This is a genomic window from Mycobacterium asiaticum (assembly GCF_001673365.1).
Classification (GTDB): domain Bacteria; phylum Actinomycetota; class Actinomycetes; order Mycobacteriales; family Mycobacteriaceae; genus Mycobacterium; species Mycobacterium asiaticum_A.
Map to the genome: position 1 here is coordinate 1 of NZ_LZLS01000002.1, position 23,782 is coordinate 23,782.

General features: G+C 66.1%; 12 protein-coding genes. 2 read left to right on the forward strand and 10 right to left on the reverse strand.

Translation table 11 applies throughout. From position 1 onward, the window contains the following. The first annotated feature begins 106 nt into the window (after positions 1–106). A complete protein-coding gene (locus A5634_RS00040; protein ID WP_301337091.1) occupies positions 107–2,023 on the forward strand; it encodes a neutral ceramidase in 1,917 nt (638 codons plus the stop codon). 70 nt (positions 2,024–2,093) lie between these two features. Here A5634_RS00040 and A5634_RS00045 read toward each other — a convergent pair whose 3' ends face one another. The 4 genes from A5634_RS00045 to A5634_RS00060 all read right to left on the reverse strand — a co-directional run bounded on the left by A5634_RS00045 (position 2,094) and on the right by A5634_RS00060 (position 12,767). Continuing rightward, positions 2,094–6,044: a DNA-directed RNA polymerase subunit beta' gene (locus A5634_RS00045; RefSeq protein ID WP_065142052.1), complete on the reverse strand. Its 3,951-nt coding sequence runs from the start codon at positions 6,042–6,044 to the stop codon at positions 2,094–2,096. A 49-nt stretch (positions 6,045–6,093) separates the two neighbouring features. Next, positions 6,094–9,579 (reverse strand): DNA-directed RNA polymerase subunit beta, encoded by a 3,486-nt coding sequence (rpoB, locus tag A5634_RS00050; RefSeq protein ID WP_065142053.1) that lies wholly within the window; start codon positions 9,577–9,579, stop codon positions 6,094–6,096. Between the two features lie 537 nt (positions 9,580–10,116). After that, positions 10,117–11,121 carry an ABC transporter ATP-binding protein gene (locus A5634_RS00055; RefSeq protein WP_065142054.1) on the reverse strand — a complete coding sequence of 335 codons (1,005 nt, stop codon included), beginning with the start codon at positions 11,119–11,121 and terminating at the stop codon, positions 10,117–10,119. Between the two features lie 131 nt (positions 11,122–11,252). Further along, positions 11,253–12,767 carry a carotenoid oxygenase family protein gene (locus tag A5634_RS00060; RefSeq protein WP_065142055.1) on the reverse strand — a complete coding sequence of 505 codons (1,515 nt, stop codon included), beginning with the start codon at positions 12,765–12,767 and terminating at the stop codon, positions 11,253–11,255. Positions 12,768–12,851: 84 nt separating this feature from the next. Between A5634_RS00060 and A5634_RS00065 the strand changes: the two genes are divergently transcribed. After that, positions 12,852–13,535: a TetR/AcrR family transcriptional regulator gene (locus tag A5634_RS00065; protein ID WP_065142078.1), complete on the forward strand. Its 684-nt coding sequence runs from the start codon at positions 12,852–12,854 to the stop codon at positions 13,533–13,535. Positions 13,536–13,596: 61 nt separating this feature from the next. Here the strand turns inward: A5634_RS00065 and rplL are convergent, their stop codons facing one another. The 6 genes from rplL to A5634_RS00095 form a co-directional block, all read right to left on the reverse strand. Then, on the reverse strand, positions 13,597–13,989 hold the full coding sequence (gene rplL / locus A5634_RS00070; RefSeq protein WP_065142056.1) for a 50S ribosomal protein L7/L12: 393 nt from the start codon (positions 13,987–13,989) through the stop codon (positions 13,597–13,599). Between the two features lie 42 nt (positions 13,990–14,031). After that, the gene (rplJ, locus tag A5634_RS00075) at positions 14,032–14,607 is read right to left on the reverse strand and encodes a 50S ribosomal protein L10 (protein ID WP_065142057.1); all 576 of its coding nucleotides are present in this window, start codon (positions 14,605–14,607) and stop codon (positions 14,032–14,034) included. A 274-nt stretch (positions 14,608–14,881) separates the two neighbouring features. Continuing rightward, the gene (locus A5634_RS00080) at positions 14,882–18,040 is read right to left on the reverse strand and encodes an ATP-binding protein (RefSeq protein WP_065142058.1); all 3,159 of its coding nucleotides are present in this window, start codon (positions 18,038–18,040) and stop codon (positions 14,882–14,884) included. 38 nt (positions 18,041–18,078) lie between these two features. Continuing rightward, a complete protein-coding gene (locus A5634_RS00085; RefSeq protein ID WP_065142059.1) occupies positions 18,079–18,984 on the reverse strand; it encodes an ROK family protein in 906 nt (301 codons plus the stop codon). Beyond that, the gene (locus A5634_RS00090; protein WP_065142060.1) at positions 18,984–19,601 is read right to left on the reverse strand and encodes a DUF7158 domain-containing protein; all 618 of its coding nucleotides are present in this window, start codon (positions 19,599–19,601) and stop codon (positions 18,984–18,986) included. Before A5634_RS00090 ends, A5634_RS00085 begins: the two co-directional genes overlap by 1 nt. After that, a complete protein-coding gene (locus A5634_RS00095; RefSeq protein ID WP_065142061.1) occupies positions 19,598–23,773 on the reverse strand; it encodes an NEW3 domain-containing protein in 4,176 nt (1,391 codons plus the stop codon). The genes A5634_RS00090 and A5634_RS00095 overlap by 4 nt, the downstream gene beginning before the upstream one ends. Between the last annotated feature and the right edge of the window lie 9 nt (positions 23,774–23,782).

Here is a 23,782-nt window from a genome sequence, read left to right on the forward strand (position 1 = left end):
GAAGATCATCCTCGGGAAGGTGCGCCCACTTTCAGGCCGCCTCGCCGAGGCTCATCCACAGGTATTGATCATTGCTCCGTAGGCACGCGATGTTGGAGGTAGCGCTTTGCTTTCGGCAGGTCTTTCGGTAGGACGGGGCATCTCCGATATCACCGGTGAGGCGGCCGAATGCGGCATGCTCGGCTACGGCAAGACCAATCAGCGCACCGGCGGCATCCACCTGCGACTGCGGGCCCGGGCGTTCGTTTTCGACTCCGGGACAGCACGGGTGCTGATCGTCGTCGCCGAATTGCCCCTTCCCGCACAGAATGTCACCGACGAAGTGCTACGCCTGCTGGCGATGTCCTACGGCGACACCTACACCGCGCGCAACACGCTGATCACGACGACGCACACGCACGCCGGCCCCGGCGGCTACTGCGCACAACTGCTCTACAACCTCTCGACAAGCGGCTTCCGGCCCGCGACTTTCACGGCGATCGTCGACGGGATCGTCGAAGCCGTGCGATACGCCCACGAGGACCTGGCACCCGCGGACGTGACGCTCTCACACGGCGAGTTGCGCGACGCGAGCATCAACCGGTCCCCCACATCCTTCGACCGCAATCCGGCCAGCGACCGCGACTTCTTCCCCGAACGGGTCGACCCGCTTACCACCCTGGTGCAGATCGACCGCGGCGATCGCACCGTGGGCGCCATTCACTTCTTCGCCACCCACGGCACCAGCATGACCAACCGCAACCTGCTCATCTCCTCAGACAACAAGGGAGTCGCCGCCTACCACTGGGAACGCTGCATTGGCGCCGCCGATTACCTGTCCGGTCAGCCAGATTTCATCGCCGCATTCGCGCAGACGAACGCTGGGGATATGAGCCCTCACGTCGACGGACCCGTCGGTTATGGACCGTCGAGGGCCCAGGACGAACTGCAGAACACCCGACAGATCGGGCTGTCCCAATTCGAGGACGCCTACGGGCAATTGGGCCGTGGGACGCCGATTGGCGACACGGTGGATTCTTGCTTCACCTACGTCGATCTAAGTGCGGTGCACATCCGCGGTGATTACACACCGGACGGTCGCGAGCGTCGCACCGGACGGCCGATGATCGCCGCTGCGATGTTCGCCGGCACCGATGAGGGCGAAGGCTTCCGCGGTTTCCGTCAAGGCCGAAACCTATTCTGGGACACCGTATCCCGTGGCATCTACCGGACGGCCAAGGTGCTGCGAGCGGTGCAGGAGCCGAAGGGCATGGTGCTGCCGGCGCACCTGTTGAACCGGGTGCAGCCCTTCATCCAGGAGATCGTGCCCGTGCACCTGGTGCGGATCGGGCGCCTCTACCTGATCGGCATCCCGGGCGAACCGACCATCGTCTCGGGACTGCGACTGCGTCGCACGGTGGCTTCGATCGTCGGCGCCGAACTGAACGACGTGTTGTGCGTCGGCTATTGCAACGCCTACATCCACTACGTCACCACGCCCGAGGAATACCTCGAGCAGCGCTACGAAGGCGGCAGCACGCTGTTCGGACGATGGGAGCTACCGGCGCTCATGCAAACCGTGGCCGGACTCGCCGAAGCGATGCGCGACGGCCGACCCGTCCCGCCGGCCGCCGGCCCGCGTCCCAACAAACCACGCAGCTGGCTAAGGACCGGGCGCGCCGACACCGGATCCTTCGGCGCGATCATCGCTGAGCCTGATGCGACGTACCACCCGGGCGATTCGGTGGAAGCCGTCTTCGTCAGTGCCCATCCGAACAACGACGTCCACCGCAACCGGACCTTCCTCGAGGTGATGCACCTCGAAGGTGACAACTGGGCGCGGGTGGCCGATGACGGAGACTGGTCGACGACTTTCCGTTGGCAGCGCGAGGGCCGCAGCGGGTCGCGGGTCAGCATCCGCTGGGACATTCCCGCCGATGCGTCGCCCGGACAGTATCGCCTGGTCCATCACGGGATGACCCGCGATAGGCATGGCCGGCTGGAGCCTTTCCAGTCGACCACCCACGAGTTCACCGTGCGCTAGGTTGCGCGAGCAACGCAAAAGCACCCGACACGCCGAGCGTGCGGGTGCTTTTGCGGCTTGCTCGCGCTAGCTACCGGTAGTCGCTGTACCCGTAGTCGTCCAACGGAACCGCAGCACCGGTGGCCTGACCGAAGTCTGGGCTGTAGTACTGGTCCTCGTAGGACGGGATGGTGTACGCCGCGGCGCGGGCCTCTTCGGTCGGCTGAACCTGGATGTTGCGGTAGCGGTTGATACCGGTACCGGCCGGGATCAGCTTTCCGATGATCACGTTCTCCTTCAGACCGTTGAGCTTGTCGCTGCGGCAGTTGATCGCCGCATCGGTCAGCACTCGCGTGGTCTCCTGGAACGACGCCGCCGACAGCCACGAGTCGGTGGCCAGCGACGCCTTGGTGATACCCATCAGCACCGGACGTCCGGCAGCGGGCTCGCCGCCTTCGGCCACCACCCGACGGTTCTCCGCCTCGAACTCCGCACGGTCGATCAGCGAGCCAGGCAGGAACTCCGTCGAGCCCGAGTCGATGATGGTGACCCGGCGCAGCATCTGGCGAACGATCACCTCGATGTGCTTGTCGTGGATCGACACACCCTGGGCGCGGTAGACCTCCTGGACCTCGCGGACCAGGTGGATCTGCACCTCGCGTGGGCCCTGCACACGCAGCACCTCGTGCGGGTCGGCCGAGCCTTCCATCAGCTGCTGGCCCACCTCCACGTGGTCGCCGTCCGAGAGCACCCGCTCGGAGCCGTCCTCGTGCTTGAACACGCGCAGACGCTGACGCTTGGACAGCTTGTCGTAGACCACTTCCTCGCCACCGTCGTCGGGAACGATGGTGATCTTGTAGAAGCGCTCGCCGTCCTCGAGCCGCACCCGACCGGTGACGTCGGCGATCGGCGCCTTGCCCCGCGGGACGCGGGCCTCGAACAGCTCCTGGACACGCGGCAGACCGCCGGTGATGTCCTCACCCACACCACCCTGGTGGAAGGTACGCATGGTCAGCTGCGTGCCGGGCTCACCGATGGACTGGGCGGCGACGATGCCCACGGCCTCGCCGATGTCGACCAGCTTGCCGGTGGCCATCGAACGTCCGTAGCAGGTCGCGCAGACGCCGGTTCCGGTGGTGCAGGTCAGCACCGAACGCACCTTCACCTGCGTGATGCCCGCGGCCAGCAGGGCCTCGATCGACGGGTCCCCGAGGTCCTCGCCACGGGCGACGACGACGTTGCCGGCCTCGTCGACCGCGTCGGCACCCAAAGTCCGTGCGTACGCCGAGGTTTCGATGTACGGGTCACGGATCAGCGTGCCGTCAGGCTGACGCTCGGCGAGCTCGACCAAAATACCGCGCTCGGTCTCGCAGTCGTGCTCGCGCACGATGACGTCCTGGCTGACGTCCACCAGACGACGAGTCAGGTAACCGGAGTCGGCGGTACGCAATGCGGTGTCCGCCAAGCCCTTTCGAGCACCGTGGGTGTTGATGAAGTACTCCAGCACGGTCAGGCCCTCGCGGAACGACGACTTGATCGGGCGCGGAATGAACTCACCCTTGGGGTTGGTCACCAGACCCTTCATGCCGGCCAGCGTTCGGGTCTGGGTGAAGTTACCGGTGGCACCGGACTCCACGATCGTGATGATCGGGTTGTCGCTGGGGTAGTGCTCCCGGAGCGCCTGACCGACCTCGTCGGTGGCTTCCTTCCAGATCTCGACCAGGGCCTCGTTGCGTTCGTCGTGGTTCAAAGCACCACGCTGGAACTGCTTTTCGACCTTCTCCGCCCGCTCCTCGTAGGCGTCGAGGATCTCCTTCTTGCGCGGCGGCACCAGCACGTCGGCCATCGAGACCGTCACGCCGCTTCGGGTCGCCCAGTAGAAGCCGGCGTCCTTGAGCTTGTCGACGGTCTGGGCGACCACGATCATCGGGTAGCGCTCGGCCAGATCGTTGATGATCGCGGCCTGCACCTTCTTGTGCATCTGCTTGTTCACGAACGGGTAGCCCAGCGGCAGTAGTTCGTTGAACAGCACCCGGCCCAGCGTGGTCTCGGCCACCCAGGCGTCGCCCGGCTGCCACCCATTCGCGCCGAACCGCTCGGCCTCGATCTCGGCCGGCGGACGCAGCTGGGTCAGCCGCACCTTGATCTTGGCGCGAACCGACAGCACACCGCGGTCGGCCGCCATGATCGCCTCGGCGGGCGAGGAGTACACGCCCTCCTCCGGAGTGTCCTTGCCGGACGGCTGGAACGCGCCCTTGTCACCTTCGACCTCGGTGGTCAGATAGAACAACCCGGTCACCATGTCCAGACGCGGCATGGCCAGCGGGCGGCCGGAGGCGGGCGAGAGGATGTTGTTGCTCGACAGCATCAGGATGCGAGCCTCGGCCTGCGCCTCTGCCGACAGCGGCAGGTGCACGGCCATCTGGTCACCGTCGAAGTCGGCGTTGAACGCCTCACACACCAACGGGTGCAGCTGAATAGCCTTGCCTTCCACCAGCATTGGCTCGAAAGCCTGGATGCCCAGCCGGTGCAGGGTAGGTGCACGGTTCAGCAGCACGGGGTGCTCGGCGATGACTTCTTCCAGCACGTCCCACACCTGCGGACGCTGGCGCTCCACCATCCGCTTGGCGCTCTTGATGTTCTGCGCGTGGTTGAGGTCGACCAGTCGCTTCATCACGAACGGCTTGAACAGCTCGAGCGCCATCAACTTGGGCAGACCGCACTGGTGCAGCTTGAGCTGCGGGCCGACCACGATGACCGAACGGCCCGAGTAGTCGACGCGCTTACCCAGTAGGTTTTGCCGGAACCGGCCCTGCTTGCCCTTGAGTAGGTCAGACAGCGACTTCAGCGGACGGTTGCCGGGTCCAGTGACGGGCCGGCCGCGACGTCCGTTGTCGAACAGCGCGTCCACGGACTCCTGCAGCATGCGCTTCTCGTTGTTGACGATGATCTCGGGCGCGCCGAGGTCGATCAGTCGCTTCAACCGGTTATTCCGGTTGATCACGCGGCGGTACAGGTCGTTGAGGTCCGAGGTGGCGAACCGGCCACCGTCGAGCTGCACCATCGGGCGCAGTTCCGGCGGGATCACCGGGACGGCGTCCAGCACCATGCCCATCGGCGAGTTGCCGGACTGCTGGAACGCGGCCACCACCTTTAACCGCTTCAGAGCGCGAAGCTTCTTCTGCCCCTTGCCACTTCGGATGACCTCACGCAGCGAGTCGGCCTCGGCGTCGATGTCGAAGTTCTCGATGAGCTTCTGAATCGACTCCGCGCCCATGGCACCGGTGAAGTACTCGCCGTAGCGGTCCTGCAGCTCGCGGTAGAGGTTCTCGTCCACGATCAGCTGCTTGGGAGCCAACTTGGTGAACGTCGTCCAGATGTCCTCGAGCCGGTCCAGCTCGCGCTGGGCGCGGTCACGCAGCTGACGCATTTCACGTTCGCCGCCGTCACGCACCTTGCGCTTGGCGTCGGCCTTGGCACCCTCGGCCTCCAGCTCGGCCAGGTCGGCCTCCAGCTTCTGCGCGCGGGCTTCCAGGTCGGCGTCACGCTGGTCCTCGACGGCCTTGCGCTCCACCACCATCTCGGCTTCGAGCGTCGACAGCTCGTTGTGCCGCATCTCGTCGTCGACCGCGGTGATCACGTACGCGGCGAAGTAGATGATCTTCTCGAGGTCCTTGGGCGCCAGGTCCAGCAGGTAGCCCAGGCGCGAGGGCACGCCCTTGAAGTACCAGATGTGGGTGACCGGCGCGGCCAGCTCGATGTGGCCCATCCGCTCACGCCGCACCTTGGCGCGGGTCACCTCGACGCCACAGCGCTCACAGATGATGCCCTTGAAGCGCACGCGCTTGTACTTGCCGCAGTAGCACTCCCAGTCGCGAGTCGGTCCGAAGATCTTCTCGCAGAACAGGCCGTCCTTCTCGGGCTTGAGCGTGCGGTAGTTGATGGTCTCCGGCTTCTTGACCTCACCGTAGGACCACTGACGGATGTCTTCCGCGGTAGCCAGGCCGATGCGGAGTTCATCGAAGAAGTTGACGTCTAACACGTAACTCCCTTTCCCCTTGCGGGTTTAGTAATGAAACAGGAGGACAGATCTACGCAAGATCCTCGACGGAGGCAGATTCGTTGCGCGACAAGTTGATTCCCAAGTTGGCCGCAGCCCGCTCGAGGTCTTCGTCCTCGCCTTCGCGCAGCTCGATCGCCGCACCGTCGGACGACAGCACCTCGACGTTGAGACACAGCGACTGCAGCTCCTTGAGCAACACCTTGAACGACTCCGGAATACCGGGCTCGGGGATGTTCTCGCCCTTGACGATCGCCTCGTAAACCTTGACCCGCCCGACGGTGTCGTCGGACTTGATGGTCAACAGCTCCTGCAGCGTGTACGCCGCGCCGTAGGCCTGCATGGCCCAGCACTCCATCTCACCGAAGCGCTGGCCACCGAACTGCGCCTTACCACCCAGCGGCTGCTGGGTGATCATCGAGTACGGGCCGGTGGAGCGGGCGTGGATCTTGTCGTCCACCAAGTGGTGCAGCTTCATGATGTACATGTAGCCAACGGTCACCGGGTACGGGAACGGCTCACCGCTGCGGCCGTCGAACAGCACCGCCTTGCCGTCCTCGTTGACCAGCACCTCACCGTCGCGGTTCGGCAGCGTCGAGCCGAGCAGACCCTGCAGCTCCTCCTCCTTGGCGCCGTCGAACACCGGTGTCGACACGATCTGGTTGGGCTGTGCGTGCCGCAGATCTTCGGGCAGGTTCGCCGCCCACTCCGGGGCACCCTCGATGTTCCAGCCGGCCTTAGCCACCCACCCCAGGTGGGTCTCCAGGATCTGGCCGATGTTCATCCGTCGCGGCACCCCGTGGGTGTTCAGGATGATGTCGACCGGAGTGCCGTCCGGCAGGAACGGCATGTCCTCCACCGGCAGGATCTTGCCGATGACGCCCTTGTTGCCGTGCCGTCCGGCCAGCTTGTCGCCGTCGGAGATCTTGCGCTTCTGAGCGACGTACACGCGGACCAGCTCGTTGACGCCCGCGGGCAACTCGTCGTCGTCCTCGCGGGAGAACACCCGGATGCCGATGACCTTGCCGGACTCGCCGTGCGGCACCTTCAGCGAAGTGTCACGGACCTCGCGGGCCTTCTCACCGAAGATCGCGCGCAGCAGTCGCTCCTCCGGGGTCAGCTCGGTTTCACCCTTGGGGGTGACCTTGCCGACCAGGATGTCGCCGTCGCGAACCTCGGCACCGATGCGCACGATGCCGCGCTCGTCCAGGTCCGCCAGCACCTCGTCGGAGACGTTCGGGATGTCCCGGGTGATCTCCTCAGCGCCCAGCTTGGTGTCGCGGGCGTCGATTTCGTGTTCCTCGATGTGGATCGAGGTCAGCACGTCCTCTTCGACGAGGCGGTTGGACAGGATGATGGCGTCCTCGTAGTTGTGCCCCTCCCACGGCATGACCGCCACCAGCAGGTTCTTGCCCAGAGCCATCTCACCGTTCTCGGTGCAGGGGCCGTCGGCGATGACCTGGCCGGCCTCGACACGGTCGCCCGCGTCGACGATCGGCGACTGGTTGGCGCAGGTGCCGTGGTTGGACCGGGCGAACTTGCGCATCCGGTAGGTGCGCCGGGTGCCCGCGTCGTGCATCACGGTGATGTAGTCGGCCGACACCTCCTCGATGACCCCGGCCTCCTCCGCGACGACGACGTCGCCGGCGTCGATGGCGGCACGCAACTCCATACCGGTGCCGACCAGCGGTGCCTCGCTACGCACCAGCGGAACCGCCTGGCGCTGCATGTTGGCACCCATCAGGGCGCGGTTGGCGTCGTCGTGCTCGAGGAACGGAATCATCGCGGTGGCCACCGACACCATCTGGCGCGGTGAGACGTCCATGTAGTCCACCTCGGACGACGGCACGTACTCCACCTCGCCGGCCTTCCGGCGGACCAGGACGCGCGGCTCGACAAAGCGACCGTCCGCGTCGATCGGCGAGTTGGCCTGCGCCACGACGTGGCGGTCCTCCTCGTCGGCGGTCAGGTAGTGGATCTCGTCCGAAACCACACCGTCCACGACCTTGCGGTAGGGCGTCTCGATGAAGCCGAACGGGTTGACCCGCGCGTACACCGACAGCGACCCGATCAGACCGATGTTCGGCCCTTCCGGGGTCTCGATCGGGCACATGCGGCCATAGTGCGACGGGTGCACGTCACGGACTTCCAGGCCGGCACGCTCACGCGACAGACCACCGGGACCAAGCGCCGACAGACGCCGCTTGTGGGTCAAACCCGACAGCGGGTTGTTCTGGTCCATGAACTGCGAGAGCTGGCTGGTGCCGAAGAACTCCTTGATCGCGGCGACGACGGGCCGGATGTTGATCAGGGTCTGCGGCGTGATCGCCTCGACGTCCTGGGTGGTCATCCGCTCGCGCACGACGCGCTCCATCCGCGACATGCCGACCCGGATCTGGTTCTGGATCAGCTCGCCCACGGTACGCAACCGGCGGTTGCCGAAGTGGTCGATGTCGTCGGTCTCCACCGGCACCTCGCTGCCGCCGGGCACCGTCATCGTGTGCTGGCCCTCGTGCAACCGGACCAGGTACTCGATGGTGGCGACGACGTCTTCCTCGGTCAGCGTCGACGACGTGATCGGCCCGCCCACATTCAGGCCGAGCTTCTTGTTGACCTTGTAGCGGCCGACGCGGGCCAGGTCGTAGCGCTTCTCCTTGAAGAACAAGTTCTCCAGCAGGGTCTGCGCCGACTCCTTGGTCGGCGGTTCGCCCGGACGCAGCTTGCGGTAGATGTCCAGCAGCGCCTCGTCGGTGCCCGCGGTGTTGTCCTTCTCCAGCGTCCCCATCATGATCTCGGAGAAGCCGAACCGCTCGTGGATCTGCTCGTTGGTCCACCCGAGTGCCTTGAGCAGCACGGTGACGGGCTGACGACGCTTGCGGTCGATGCGCACACCCACGGTGTCGCGCTTGTCGACGTCGAACTCCAGCCAGGCACCGCGGCTGGGGATCACCTTGACGCTGTGCAACAGCTTCTCGGTCGACTTGTCGATGCTCTCGTCGAAGTACACACCCGGCGAGCGCACCAGCTGGCTGACCACGACACGCTCGGTGCCGTTGATGATGAACGTGCCCTTCTCGGTCATCATCGGGAAGTCGCCCATGAACACCGTCTGGCTCTTGATCTCGCCGGTGTTGTTGTTGATGAACTCGGCGGTGACGAACAGCGGCGCCGCGTACGTCATGTCCTTGTCTTTGCACTCGTCGACCGGCGCCTTGACTTCGTCGAAGCGGGGGTCGGAGAAAGACAGCGACATCGAGCCGGAGAAGTCCTCGATCGGCGACAGCTCGTCGAGCACCTCTTCCAGCCCGCCCTTGGGGCTGACGTCGCCACGTTCCAGCGCGCGGTCGCGCCAGTCCTGCGAGCCGATCAGCCATTCGAAAGAGTCGGTCTGAACGTCAAGCAGCCCCGGAACCTCTAGCGGTTCGCGGAGCTTGGCGAAGGACACCCGATTCGGCGCCCCAGGTACGGAGTTGCTTGAGCTCTGGCGGAAATCAGCCAAGATGCGTCCTTCCAGCACCTCGTGCGACGTACGAGAGCCCTGGTAGGAGCCGTGCGAACCGGACCGATCCGGTGCCCCTGTTCCGAGCCTTTTCGCCGCAGATAATTTGTGGGTTCGGCTGGCGGACGAACTGTCCGGATCTCACGCACGCAACTAAATAGCTGAGCCTCAGGAAGGGGCTCAGGCTAAGACCACAATGTCTTTAGCAGCCAAGTGGCAATGGTGAGGTGGGCAGGAAGTAGCCAGCGCAACGTCCAACAATAGCGCAGGCGCGCACATTCCTCAAATAGGCACGACAATTAGGCCGACCTAGATGGTCCGTGGGTTCACGGCGCTGGCTGGCACCTCGATATTCCCGCGCACACATGCTGCCCAACAGATTGACCCGTTTAGGCCCTGTCGTCAAGAGGGACAGGCGGCAAGTTGTGCGAAGTTGTCGTGAATTCACGCAGCGTGAGGGGCCGACGGGCAGCCAACGACGGTCGGTGGTAGCACAAGAATCTGGCCTAGCAGAACCCCGCCTAACAGGCGCGGGTGGACGCCGCGACTACCGGATCAGAATTCCTTGGACGCGTACTTGTGGGTGCCCTCGAGGTCGTCGAGGATCGCGGCCTGGGCGCTCTTGGGCAGGGTGTGCAACATCGCGCGAACTCGGGCCTGCCGACGGGCGACGGCTTTGCGCTCCGGCATGCCGGGCGTCGCCTGGATCTGCGGCGGCACACCTTCGATGTCCTCCACGCCACCGGCGTGCTGGCCGGCGTCGATCATGGCCTGCTCTTCGGCCATGGTCGCTTCGTCCTTCTCCTCGGACATACCGATCGGACCGATGCGGCGGCCGTTGAGGAACTGACGGACCACCGGCTCGTCGCTGGTCAGCAGCACTTCACGCGGGCCGAACATGACCAGGTGCTTGCGGAACAACATGCCCATGTTGTCCGGCACCGTGCGGGCGATGTTGATGTTGTGCGTCACGATCAGGATGGTCGCGTCGATCTGGGCGTTGATGTCCATGATCAGCTGGCTCAGGTACGCGGTACGTACCGGGTCCAGACCGGAGTCGGGCTCGTCGCACAGGATGATCTGCGGGTCCAGCACCAGCGCACGGGCCAGCCCGGCACGCTTGCGCATACCGCCGGAGATCTCGCCGGGGAACTTCTTCTCGTCGCCGCCCAGACCCACCATCTGCAGCTTCTCCATGACGATGTCACGGATCTCGCTTTCCTTCTTCTTGGTGTGCTCGCGCAGCGGGAACGCGGTGTTGTCGTAGAGGTTCATCGAACCGAACAGCGCGCCGTCCTGAAACAGCACACCGAACAGCGTGCGGATCTCGTAGAGTTCCTTGGCCGAGCACTCGATGATGTCGGTGCCGTCGATGATGATCGAGCCGCGCTCGGGCCGCAGCAGACCGATCAGTGACTTCAAGAACACGGACTTGCCGGTACCCGACGGACCCAGCAAGACGCTGACCTCCCCGGAGGGGATTTCAAGCGTGACGTCTTCCCAGATCCTCGAGGATCCGAAGGACTTGGTGAGTCCGTTGACCTCGATGCTGACGCCCATGGGAAATCCTTCCGTCGACGCGCGAATCCACCGCCAGGCCCTCTGTGGCTTGAGTCACTGTAGCGCACGCCTGTGGCATGGCATCAGGGTTAGGAAGATAACAATATTCGCGGCCCGTTAAGCGCTTCCCGTTACTGCGCAGGCGCCCAATTGCCGTGGAATCCCATCGGCACGCGCTGCGGCAGGTGCACGGTGGCGACCGTCTCCAATGTCTGGGCGTCGAGCATCAGCAAGATGCCTTCAGCACGGCCGCCCCTATGGCCACGGTGGCAGCCCATCCCCATCAGGATCCCGTCATCTTCGGCCTGGGCCCCGGGGTTGGGCACGAAAGACATCTCGCCGATCAAAATGTCCGGATCGAGCGGGGCAATCGCGCTTGATCCCGTCGCGTAGTCCTGCTTGTACACCGTTGTGGACATGTCATTGGACCCGTCGGAAAGGTAGCCGCCGTCAACGCCGAGGGTGTAGCCGAACCGGTGCCGGCTACCTGTCAGGGTCTCGTTGATACGCGGAAACTCCTGCGGCCGATCATCCCGGCGCTCGGTGGCGACTGCGCCGGTCGAGAGGTTGATGGTCCAGCGGTCGAGGGTGGGTCGAGTGTCGCCCGGGCCGCGCAGGTCGCTGTCGAACATCCGCGAGTAGGGCACCACGTCGAGGACCAGCACCTCTGCGCCGTCGCGCTGCTCGGTGTAGGCGTTGAGCGGGTGGAAGACATAGCACGGCTCGATCTCGAACCACCGCACGTCCTTGTTGTCTCCCTCCCGGGGTAAGACGCCGATGCGGGCCGGGTAGTTCGGATTCCACCGATACGGCATCCGATGCATGGGCTGCCGATTGCGGTTGATCATCGCCGTGACGGGGCTCGGGATCCGAACCCGGCCCAGAATTGAGCCCAACACCAACCGGGCCGGTGCACTCAGCCTGCGCGGCACATTCACCGGCATGACCTGTCCAGGATCAAATGTCACCGGAAGGTCGTAGATCACGACGTAGTCCCGGGTCAGCGAGAAGTCGTGCATCATCGGGGAGCCACTCACCTCGATGTCCACGGTGCGACGGGCCCGACCCTGCGTGTCGATCACCGAGTACTGCACCGTGCGCCCACGAGTGAAGGAATAGGACAACGCGTGCAGTTCGCCGCTCGCCGGGTCGCGGTGCGGGTGAGCCGTGTAGCCGCCGAACAGGGTGCCGTCGAAGTCGCAGGGCGCCACGGTGTCCAGTTCCTCGGTGAGCTCATAGTTGGCACCGCCGCCCTCGACGAGTGCCAACGTGCGCCCGGCGTGGCTGAGCACGTTGGTGTTCGGGCCGACAGAGAGCATGCCGGTTCGCGGGTTCAACCCCGTTGGCTCCGGTTCGCCCAGCGCGGCGCAGACGGACGGGGTACGCACCCAGCGGTTGCGGTACCAGCTGGCCCGCCCGTCATGCAGTGCCACGCCGTGCACCATCGCGTCGCCGCTGAACCAGTGGTAGATCGCGGGGTCCACGTCGGCGACCGGGTTGGGTCCGTTGCGCAGGTAGCGACCGCTCAAGTGCTCCGGAATGTGCCCGGTGACCTGCAGATCGTGGGCGGTCACCTCTTCGCGCACCGGCGCCAAAAAGCCCTCCAGGTAGGGGTTCCGGGATTCGACCGTCCGCATCGCTGTCATGTCTTGAGCTCCTATAACATTGTTATTTCAACGTTATTGGCACCGTACGCCCGCGATGAGAAGATGGCAATAATGTTTGGCGAGATGACTTCTTCCCAGGCTCAACGCAGCGTTCGCGATGACTTGTTGCACGCCGCCGTGGGGCTTCTCAACGACCACGGTCCCGATGCGCTGCAAACCCGCAAGGTGGCCAGCGCCGCCGGGACCTCGACGATGGCGGTGTACACCCACTTCGGCGGGATGCGCGAACTCATCGCCCAGGTGACCGAAGAAGGATTGCGACAATTTGCCGCCGCGCTGACGGTGCCACAAACAGACGATCCGGTGGCCGATCTCATGGCCATCGGGGCTGCCTACCGGCGCTATGCCAGCGACCGACCCCACATGTATCGGTTGATGTTCGGCAGCACCAGCGCGCACGGCATCAATGCGCCGGCGGGCAACGTCCTGAAACTGAAACTCACCGAGATCGAACAGCGTGAACCCAGCTTCGCCCATATCGTGCGGGCGGTGCACCGATCAATGCTTGCTGGGCGAATCACCACGCACTCCGCAGACGACCACGCATCGGTGGTGGCGATAGCGGCCCAGTTCTGGGCATTGATTCACGGTTTCGTGATGCTGGATCTTGCCGGCTTCTACGGCGACGACGACTCAGCCTTCATGCCGGTGCTGGCAGAGATGACCAGCAGCTTGCTGGTCGCTATGGGCGATTCGCCCGAAAGTGTGCAGCGCTCGCAACTCGCGCTTCGGGGCGACAATACGTAAAAGCACCCGCACGCTCGAACCTAAGTCGGCGTGTCGGGTGCTTTCCGTCTGCTTGGCAGAGTTACTTGACGCTGACCGTCGCGCCGGCGGCCTCAAGCTTGGCCTTGGCCTCGTCGGCGGCCTCCTTGGCGACCTTCTCGAGCAGCGGCTTGGGCGCGCTGTCGACCAGGTCCTTGGCCTCCTTGAGGCCCAGGCCGGAGACGATCTCGCGGACCACCTTGATGACGCCGATCTTCTTCTCACCGGCGGCCTCGAGGATGACGTCGAACTCCGACTGCTCCTCGGCGGCCTCGGCAGCGGCGCCACCACCGGCGGGGCCGGCCGCGGCGACGGCGACCGGAGCGGCCGCGGTGACCTCGAAGGTCTCCTCGAACTTCTTGACGAAGTCCGACAGCTCCAACAGGGTCATTTCCTTGAATGCGTCGAGCAGGTCGTCGCTGGAGATCTTTGCCATGGTGTTCCTCCTGAATTTTTCTGGGGTTTGTTGGGATTCGGGTTATTCGGCTTCAGTGGCAGCAGCTTCGGCCGGTGCGGCCTCGGCTTCGGCGGCGGGACCGTCTTGGCCCTTCTTTTCCTGCAGGGCGGCCAACAGGCGGGCCATCTGCGACGCGGGCGCGTTGAACAGCCCGGCGGCCTTGGCGAGGTTGCCCTTCATCGCGCCGGCCAGCTTGGCCAGCAGCACCTCGCGGGATTCCAGGTCGGCGATGCGCTCGACCTCGGAGACGGTCAGCGCATGACCGTCCATGTAGCCACCCTTGATGACCAGCGCCTTGTGCTCCTTGGCGAAGGTCTTCAACGCCTTGGCGGCGTCAACCGGCTCACCGGTGACGAACGCGATCGCCGTCGGCCCGGCGAACAACTCGTCGAGGCCTTCGATGCCGGCTTCCGACGCCGCCCGCTTGATGAGGGTGTTCTTGGCCACCGCGTAGGTGGTCGACTCACCGAGCGAACGGCGTAGTTCGGCGAGGTTGGCCACGGACAGACCGCGGTATTCGGTGATGACCGTCGCCGTCGAGGCCTTGAAGTGCTCCGCGATGTCTGCAACGGCGGTGGCTTTGTCAGCCCTGGCCATGCATGCCTCCTGTAAGTGTGTGGACTAGCGTCTCCGTCTACCGCGGAAACAACTAACGCCCCGGCGCAGGATTGGGCCGGGGCGTTGCGATACCGGCGCGCGGGCCGGCAAGATGCCTCGTCCTCCTGCGTGGGCCGCCGGGATGTTCCCGGACCTTCAACCGATTGCTCGGTGACCGACGGTCTTCGGTGGATCGGGCACCACCATAGCGCGGACCGCGGCGATCAGCCAAAACGGTCTGGTGCACCATCGCTAAGACATCGCTAAGTCATCGCTAAGTCATTTCGGTGGCTAACTTCACGTGCCATTCGTAGCCGCTCGAGGATGCCACCGCCAGGTACCGGTCCCTGTAGTCGCGATAACTCGCCTCGTCACCTCGAGCCCGCGCCAGCAGCGCCCGCAGCCGCAGCAGCCAGGTTTCCTGGAGGACATAACCCTGCTCAACCGTCGTGGCCGCCAAGCGGTCAACGGCCGCCTGCGCCTCACGCAAGTCAACGTCCGAACCCCTGCGCAGCAGGAGATCCACGAGAGCGGCCGTCACCGCCGGAGGATGGACTCTGTCGCCCGATGAGATCACCCGCTCCAGGGCAACCCGCGCCGATTCGAGCGCGCCCTCTTGGTCACGCTCCTGCGCACGGATGAGGTCAATGGCCCAAGCAGCAACCAGGGTGAAGCGCTCCCGCAAGGCCGCTTCCCTGGCCGCAGCAAGCAAGGCCAAACCCTCGTCGGCTGCGCCGCTGGTCTGGGTCAGGTTCAGTCCGTGCGCATAACGGGCACCGGCCAGGGTGAACTCGTCGCCGAATCGCTCGGCGAGATGTAGTAGCTCGGCAGTTTCGAGTAGATCAGCCTGGTCCGGTTGCAGGATCCGATTCATTACGGTCAGACTCCGATCGAAGACCATGCTCATGCTGCGCAGCCGCGGCACAATCGCGGCCTCAACGTCGCGCAACATCTCGTGCGCGTCGCCCATGACGCCTTTCCATCCAGAGTCGCCATAGCCACATCGGACGCAACTGCTCACCACGAGCGCGGCTGCCAGCGGCGACGATATGACCAGGTCGCCCTTTCGCGGATCCCCATCGGCTATCGCGATCATGCGGTCCGCCAATCGCAATACTTCGGCAAACTCGCCGACCTGATACTTCGCGGCAATCGCTGAATAGAGCAGCGACAATGTCAGCAATGGATCGTTGATCGAGTCGAGTAGGGCAACGAGTTCGGACGCAAGGACCGACGCATCGTTGAAGCGGGCGTGCACGATTAGGGACGACAAACGCCCCGCCATTGCCATGGCGAGCGACACCTTGTCGCCGTGGGCGTCTGCCAGGCGCCGCAACTCATCGAAGCCGGTGTCGGCCAAGCTGCCACCGACCATCCAGGCGCTCGCGCAGAGCATGGTGCGGGGAGCGATCTGCTTTGCGGCGCGGTCAAGGCTGCCTTCCGGTAGCCGATCGGCAGCTTTGGACGCGCGCTCCCAGCTGGTGCGTGCCGCCGCTGGGTCGCGGTGGACGAACCAAGCGCCTGCCCTCATGTGCCAGCCGAACGCTGCGTCGAGTTCACCGGCGGATTCCAGATGTTCGGCGATCAGCGCAGCGTGCTCGTCGGCCGAAACCGCGTCTTGCTGCTCGATCGCGGCCGCCAGGCGGCGGTGCATCTCGGCACGATCCGATTTGAGCTGCGCCTCGTACGCCACTGTTCGAATCAGCGGATGGCGAAATGCGTATTGGGGTTTCCCGGTGAACCTGACCTGATCGATGAATTCGCCGTCCAACAGCTCGGCAACTACCGGCTCGATCCCCAACGCGATCAGCAAGTCAAGGCCAAATCGTGAGCCGAGCACCGATGCTGCACCGAGGGTCCGTTTCGCCTCCGCGCCGAGTCGGTCGATGCGCGCGGCGATGGTCGCCTGCAAGGTGGCCGGTACCGTCACCTCTGCCCCCTCGGTAACCGCGACGTACGCCCCGAGCGACCCACGCAGGACACCGCGCTCGGTCAGTTCGCGCGCGATCTCTTCGGCAAAGAACGGGTTGCCCGCGGCCCGCGCGGCGACGGTATCGGCGAGTGGCGCAACCGTACGATCCGGGCCGAGCAACTGCGAGACAAGCGTGGCGCTTTCCTCGTCACTGAGCGGGACGAGAGATATCGTCTGCGCACCCGGCACTCGACTGAGCGGTCCTTGATATTCCGGTCGATAAGAAAGCAACACCACCGCGCGGGTCTGGGGTATCACGGTGAAGAATTCAGCCAGCATCGACTCACTGACCTCGTCGATCCAATGCACGTCCTCGATGACATAGAGGACAGGGGTTTCGCGGGCCAATGACGCGGCGTTGACCATCGCAGTCAACCGCCGTCGTCGGGCATCGGAGTCAATGGCCGGGAGCTCAACGGCGGAATCGGCAATGCCCAACAGGTCGTCGAAGAGCAACAGATCCTCGGGATCCGCGTCTGGAACCTGGGAGCGAACCCGGTCACGCGCGGCTTGGTCGTCGAGATCCTCAACGCCGCTGGTGGCCCGCAAAAGTCGGGATACCGTGTGAAATGGAATCTGGCGGGCATGCGACTCGCAGAAACTGATGAAGACGTCCATGCCGCGCAGACCGGCCTCCGCTGCCGCCTCCCGGCCCAACCGGCTCTTGCCGATGCCGGGCGACCCGACCACACCGACCACTGTTCCCTGGCCGGCTACCGCACGCTGCAGCAAGCTTTGCAAAGCTGACATTTCCCATTGCCGCCCAACGAGATTCGACTCGTTTCGCACTGCTGAGCCGCGAGATCCTGCCGGCCCATGCAGTCGACGGGCGGGCACGGGTTCGTCAGCGCCCTTGATCCGAATGAATTCCGGGGGGCCGAGTTCGAACGCCTGCTCGACCAGGCGCGCGGTGGCCGCGCTGAGCATCACCCCTCCGGGTGCCGCCGCCGACTCCATCCGCTGCGCGAGCCCGACCTGTTCCCCCACTGCCGTGTAACCCAGAGCACCGGAACCGATTTCGCCGGCGATCACCTGACCCGAGTTCAGCCCCACCCGAAGCCGCAACTCGACCCCGTCGAGTTGCCCGACCTCGACCGCCAGCGGTACAACCTGCTCCTGAATGGCCAGCGCCGCTAGACACGCGCGCAGTGCATGGTCCTCCAACGCTGTCGGCGCACCGAAGACCGCCATGATGCCGTCGCCGGTGAATTTGTCCACCGTGCCGCCCAATTGTCCGACAACTGCCGCGCATCGTCCCGCCACCTCGGCCATGATCTCGCGCAACCGCTCCGCGCCAACCGTTGCCGCGATTTGCATCGAATGCACCACGTCCGCGAACAGCACCGTCACCTGCTTGTATTCCGCGGAACGCGGGACACGTGCGGCCGGCGCTCCGCATTCGCTGCAGAACTTCGCTGTCGCGCCAAGGGCGGTCCTGCACGACCCACACGTCAGGTCCACGCAGTAATGGTGTCACCGCTGTCCAGTCGGCAAGGACGTTATAGCCCGGCAAGGCGCGCCGCGCCGACCAGACCGGCATTCCCACCGAGTTCAGCGGGCACCACGCGCAAACCAGCCAGGAAGTCCAGCCGGGCATATTCCGCCAGCGCCGCGAGTAACGGCTCGAACAGCAGGGCTCCGGACTTGGCCACTCCCCCGCCGACCACAACCAGATCCAGGTCGCACACCGCCCCAACCGAAGCGATCATCGCCGCCAGCGCCCGAGCGCCCCGATTAAAAGCCCTAAGTGCCAGCGGGTCTCCACCCGATGCCGCTTCGGCCAGCTCCTTGGCGCCGGCGGTGGGCGACGCGGACCACCCGTTAGCCCGCGCCCACCGCGTCATCGACGGACCCGACGCGACGGTCTCGACGCAGCCCCGGCCACCGCATGCACACCTCAGACCGTCCGGGTCGACCACCACGTGCCCGACATGACCGGCGTTGCCGGTGCGGCCGTCGTAGGGCAGCCCTTCGAGCACCAGTCCCCCGCCGACGCCGGTGGACACCACCATGCCCAGCAGGAAGCCGGCGCCCCGCCCCGCGCCCTGCCAGTGCTCGCCCAGTGCCATGCACACGCCGTCGCCGCCCAACCGTACCGGCACCCCCGGCACCAACGTCGAAACCCGTTGCCGCAGTGGAAATCCGCGCCAAGCCGCGATGTTGACCGGGCTGACGGTGCCGGCTGCCAGGTTCACCGGCCCGGCCGACGCGATCCCCACACCAGCAACCACACCGCCGGCGATGCGCACCGCGTCGCCGATCAATGCTTCGGCCGCGGACCAAACCTGTTCGGCGGCAACGCCGGCCGGTGTCGGGCAGGTTGCGGTGTGCACCAGCGCGCCGGTGTCGTCGACGAGGCCGACGGCGATCTTGGTGCCGCCGATGTCCAGGCAGAGGGTCAGCATCAGTGTCGGTGGGTGTTGTCGGGTTGGCGGGGATCGCCGGGATGTTCGTAGCCGGGCGCGAGTTGCACCAACGCGGCCCGGCGCGCGTCCAGCCACACCCGAAACTCACGTCGTTTAGCTGCGGCCAGCAGATGTTCGGTGACGGCCGGGCGCGCCTGTTCCAGCGATGCGCCGCGCGCCGCGGGGACTCGCCAGCCGTGGCTGCCGGGGCGGGCTGCGGCGAAGCGGAGCGGGTTGCGGCGGTGGTAGTCGGCGACGTCGTCGTCTCCGACGGTGACATCGGCGGTGACGGCAACAAACAGTGCGCGGGCCCGCGGGTCGGCCAGTGCCGCGGCCGCGATACTGCCGATCTCCAGCCGTGCGGTGACGTCGGGCAGCAGTTCGGATTCGGCCGGGGCACCGGAGAGGCTCAGCGCCCGCGCCGTCGTCTCGGCGGCGACCACCCGTTCGGTGACGATCAGCTGGGTGAGCCAGCGCCGCAATTGACGACCCTCGCTGGTGCCCGGTGCGGGCAGCACGTTGGGGCGATGACCGCCGCGCAGCCGCGCCTCACGCGCGTCGACCTCAGCTACAGCCACGGGGCTGCCCGCGACGGTCGCAACGCAAGAATCGCTCATATCACCGTCACCTTTACCGCCGGCGAGTAGACGAGTCGACCAGCGCAGCCGACCCGGATCAGTGCCCACCATTGTCCGGGTTCCAGCCAGACCGGTGGAGCCACTTCGAATACGACGTCGACGCTGCCCAGCGCAGGCAGCTCGGCGCCGACTGCGGCCGGGCCAATCCACTCCCAGGTCCCCCACGGGCTGATGAGATGTGCTTCCACGGCCAGGTCGGCGTGCGCACGACTGCCGATCGTGGCGGAAAGTCGTGCCGTCGTGCCGGCGGCCAGTTCGACGTCGGCGGGACCCTGGACCAGATGGATCAGCTCGCTGCCGACCGAGCCGACCCCGACGATGGCCACGTCCTCGACCGGTTGACGCCAGGCGGCCGGGGCGTCCGGGTCGGTAACCCGTAGTTGGGCCCGGATCGGGTACTGCCCGGCCGGCGTGTGCGCCGGCATCCCCACCAGGACGTCGGTCTCCAGGTACTCACCGGCGCCCAAATCAAACGGGAGTTCCGCCGGGTCCACCGTCCACCCCTCCGGGCACGCGAACTCGACCTTGCCGCTCAGCGCCGAATCGGTGCAGTCGCTGGCCGCGGTGAGCCGCAGCACCACTTCCTTCAGGCCGGGCTCAGCGCTGACGTGCTGGGGATGCAGGTGGGCCACGGCAGGCAACCCGCCCAACGGCGCCGGGCCCCGATTGTGCAGCCAGTACCGGGCGTACAACGGCTGGGCCGGCTCGGCTTGCGGCGCCAAAACCGTTGCGTTGGACGGGATATCTGGCACATCCAGGCGCGCCAGCAGGGTAGCCACCTGATAGCCGTGCAGGTTGACGGTTCGGGAGCGCCGTTGCGGCTCCTCCAGCAGGTTCGCTTGCGTGAGTCCCCTCACCCTGGCCAGATCGGAACCGACGACGACACGGGCAGCGGCCCCAGTCGACTCGACCAGTCGCATTGCGACCACACCGGGCGTGACGGGCTGGGCGCTGCCGGCAGCCAGCGGGTTGCCGGCCGCCTTCACCGCAGCCAGCTGCACCGCGTCGGGCTCGACCCGCAACAGCGAACCGACCGCCGGCAACGCGCCGTGCTGCTCTCGCGGAACGACGGCCAGCAGCGGGTTCGAGAACTGCGCGCTATGCGCCGGCACGCCCACCTGCCGCCAGTCGCCGTCGCCGGAAACCAGCGCGTAGTCGAAGTGGTGGGTCCAGTGCTGCAGTTGAAAATTGGACCCGTCGGGCGCGGTGCGACGCGGTTCGTCGATCCAGGTCCCCGATGGCCAACCGGTGCAGGACCGCAGCAGAGCGGTGTGCAGGGTTCCGTCGGCGCCCGGTCCCTCGACGGCAAAGCTGGGCACACCGCGGTTGAGGATCGCGACCGTACGGTCCTCGAAGGGTTCGGATCCCGACGAGGCGCGCTGGGCGACGACGATCTCGGCACGGGACAGGTCCTCGACCACTGATTTGATGGCCGCCGCCAGGTTTCGCGCACCTTTGCCGTCGACGATCAGCACTGGCAGCGCGCGCGGGGCGCGCAGGTCGGCGTCGGGCACCCAGACCTCGCCGAGCGGCGCCGCGGCCGGCACCCACACCCGCGCCCGGCCGGACTCGGCCAGCTGTCTTTCGAGTTCGGCGGCGTATGCCGAATCTGCTTCGGCCAGCACGGCTTTGGTGAATGCGTTACGGGCCGGCCCACCCAAGGCGATGCGCGCATCGGGCAGGTTCGAGTCGACGTCCAGGTGTCCGTAACGAGGTCGGTCGGCATGGCTACAAGTGGCCGTCACCCCGGCCCGAACGAGCGCCACCATCAGGTTGCGCGCCGCTTTGTTCCAGGTCTCGGACGGAGTCACCACTTCGGCCACCGACACCGCCCGCACGACATCACCGACGCGCACCCGTATGGTCGAGGACAAGCCGAACCAACCGAAAGCCGGGTTGTCCAACGTCCACGGATGCTGGGCCGTGTCCACCGACCTCGCGCCGTCGTGCAGCAGCGCGAAGCCGCGCCCGATCACGGCGTCCCCGACCTCACTGAGCGGCATCGCGCCGGGCACCGGACACGGCCAACGCAATCGCAGCAACTGGTCCTCGCCGGTGAAGTCTTCGATCGTGGTTTGGCAGTCCACCCGCGCTACGCCACGCCAGAGCGTCAACGTCTGGGTGTAGCCCAACACGGTCCCGATGCGGCCCCGCACGACCAGTCGCTCCCCGAGCGGCCCGTGGTAGGTCTGCACGGTGGCCGGCTCGGCAGCCGAGCAGACCACCGGCCCCTTCGGCAGTAGGTGCCATGGGCCCTCGCCTTGGGTCGGATGCGCGGGGTACTCCTCGTAGACGGCGAGCTCGTTGCCCACCTTGCCGTCGGCGATGAGCTCGCGGCGATTCTGTACCAGCGAGGTCACCGCGCCGCCGCGGCCCGGGTCGACGGTCAGCCGGTAGTGCTCGTTGGCGATCTGCACACCGGGGACCGGCTGCCAGCCGTCGGCACGGGCACTGGGGACCACGCGGTAGTTGCGCCAGCCCAGTGCGGGCACGTCGGTTGCCAACCAGGTCACCGACGCGCCGTCGTGCTCGACGAGCGCCGGCACCTGCGCGCCCGCGGAGTCGAGCACCTGCGCCCCGGCGTCGAGCGGCGGATCCAGCCGGACGGTGACGATGTCGCTGCGCTGGTGGGCCACTGGGTTCCAGATCACCACCGCGTCGGGCCCCCCGGCGACCGCGCTGGACAGCAGCTGCAGCGAGTTGTCCCGGGCGGTGCGCCCCAGCTCCCACGCGTCGCGCCAGCCGGTGAGCAGGTCGAGGTAGACCTGGTCGGATTCTGAACCGGTGATGGCGTCGTGGTGGGCGCCGTAGGCCAGCTGCACCCACGCCTTGGCGAAGGCCGCCTGCGGGTATTCGGCGCCGGTCAGCGCGCCGGCGAACACGGCGAACCGTTCGGCGTCCAGCACCGCGTTCTCGGCGGCCCGGTTGGCTTGCTTGGTGTCGATGTAGGACACGTCCTTGCCGGTGTAAATCGGGTTCATGTCGCGCGTCTGCGGGGAGGCCGCCGTTCGCCGCTCGGTGAGTTCGGCACGCACGGCCGCGAAGAACTCTCGGGGCAGCCCGCAGACGAACCGCGGCCAGGTGTAGCGATCCGCCCAGTCACGGTGGATCTGGGTGACCCACTTGTTCGGTGGGGTGTAGTCGGTGCCGACCGGAAGCAGCACGTTGCGGGTCAGCGCGACGGTCTTGAGCTGGCTGAACAGCCCGTAGGTCGCTTCCTCGGCCTCGGCCAGCGTGGTCGAGGAGTCCATCCACCAGCCCGCCGAGTAATGGGCCGGCATGTAGTGGGTCAGCAGGCCACGCCCGGATGGCGAGATCCATTCGAACTCGCTGGAAAACTGCATCCGCTCGATATCGCCGCCCTGGCCGGGACCCCATTGATGGTGGGGTCCACGTGCCCAGGAACTAGAGGTCAGCCCGGCGTCGGCGGCCAGTCCCGGAAACTGGGGATCGTGGCCGAACACGTCGAGCTGCCACGCGGTGGCCGGGTCGGCGCCCAGTACGTCGCGCTGGAAACCAATGCCGTGCACCAGGTTTCGGATCGTCGTCTCCGGACTGGTGAGATTGGTGTTGGGTTCGTTGTAGGTGCCGCCCATCACCTCGATGCGGCCCTCGGTTAGGAAGCGGCGCAGGTCGGCGCGGTCCTCGGGACGGGTGTCCCAATACGGCTTGAGGTAGTCGACTTCGGCCAGCACGAACTTGTACTCGGGTTCGCGGCGAGCCATCTCCAGGTGGGCGTGGACCAACTCGAAACCGTTGGTCTGACGGGCCCGCCCGGGCGGGTCTTCGGCCCACTCGCTGGTGTAGGCGCCCTGGGTGTTCCACCAGACCGGGTCGTAGTGGAAATGGCTGACCATGAACATGGTCCAGCCCGGTTCGGCGACGGTGAACTCGAAGGACAGGCTCGACCCGGCGGCTTCGACGCGGGATGCCCGTCGCTGCCCCACGACCGGTCCCGCAACGGTGACGGGAACCTCGATCACCTCGGTGGCGTGGTCTCCCGAAACGATCGCCTGCCCGTGCAGGCCGTCGCCTTCGACGCGGATCGTGGTGGCCTCGGTGCACTCGGTGATGGTCACCCGCACCAGTTGCAGTGGCTGGTCCGGCGGGCCGACGAACAGTTCGGTCGACTCGGCCGAAACCACCTGCATGCCCGAACC

Excerpts from the sequence above, each read along its gene's own strand:
- A5634_RS00055 (WP_065142054.1), bottom strand. The coding sequence starts at position 11,121 with ATGGGCGTCAGCATCGAGGTCAACGGACTCACCAAGTCCTTCGGATCC.
- A5634_RS00060 (WP_065142055.1), bottom strand. The coding sequence starts at position 12,767 with ATGACAGCGATGCGGACGGTCGAATCCCGGAACCCCTACCTGGAGGGC.
- A5634_RS00065 (WP_065142078.1), top strand. The coding sequence starts at position 12,852 with ATGACTTCTTCCCAGGCTCAACGCAGCGTTCGCGATGACTTGTTGCAC.
- rplL (WP_065142056.1), bottom strand. The coding sequence starts at position 13,989 with ATGGCAAAGATCTCCAGCGACGACCTGCTCGACGCATTCAAGGAAATG.
- rplJ (WP_065142057.1), bottom strand. The coding sequence starts at position 14,607 with ATGGCCAGGGCTGACAAAGCCACCGCCGTTGCAGACATCGCGGAGCAC.
- A5634_RS00085 (WP_065142059.1), bottom strand. The coding sequence starts at position 18,984 with ATGCTGACCCTCTGCCTGGACATCGGCGGCACCAAGATCGCCGTCGGC.
- A5634_RS00090 (WP_065142060.1), bottom strand. The coding sequence starts at position 19,601 with ATGAGCGATTCTTGCGTTGCGACCGTCGCGGGCAGCCCCGTGGCTGTA.
- A5634_RS00095 (WP_065142061.1), bottom strand. The coding sequence starts at position 23,773 with ATGCAGGTGGTTTCGGCCGAGTCGACCGAACTGTTCGTCGGCCCGCCG.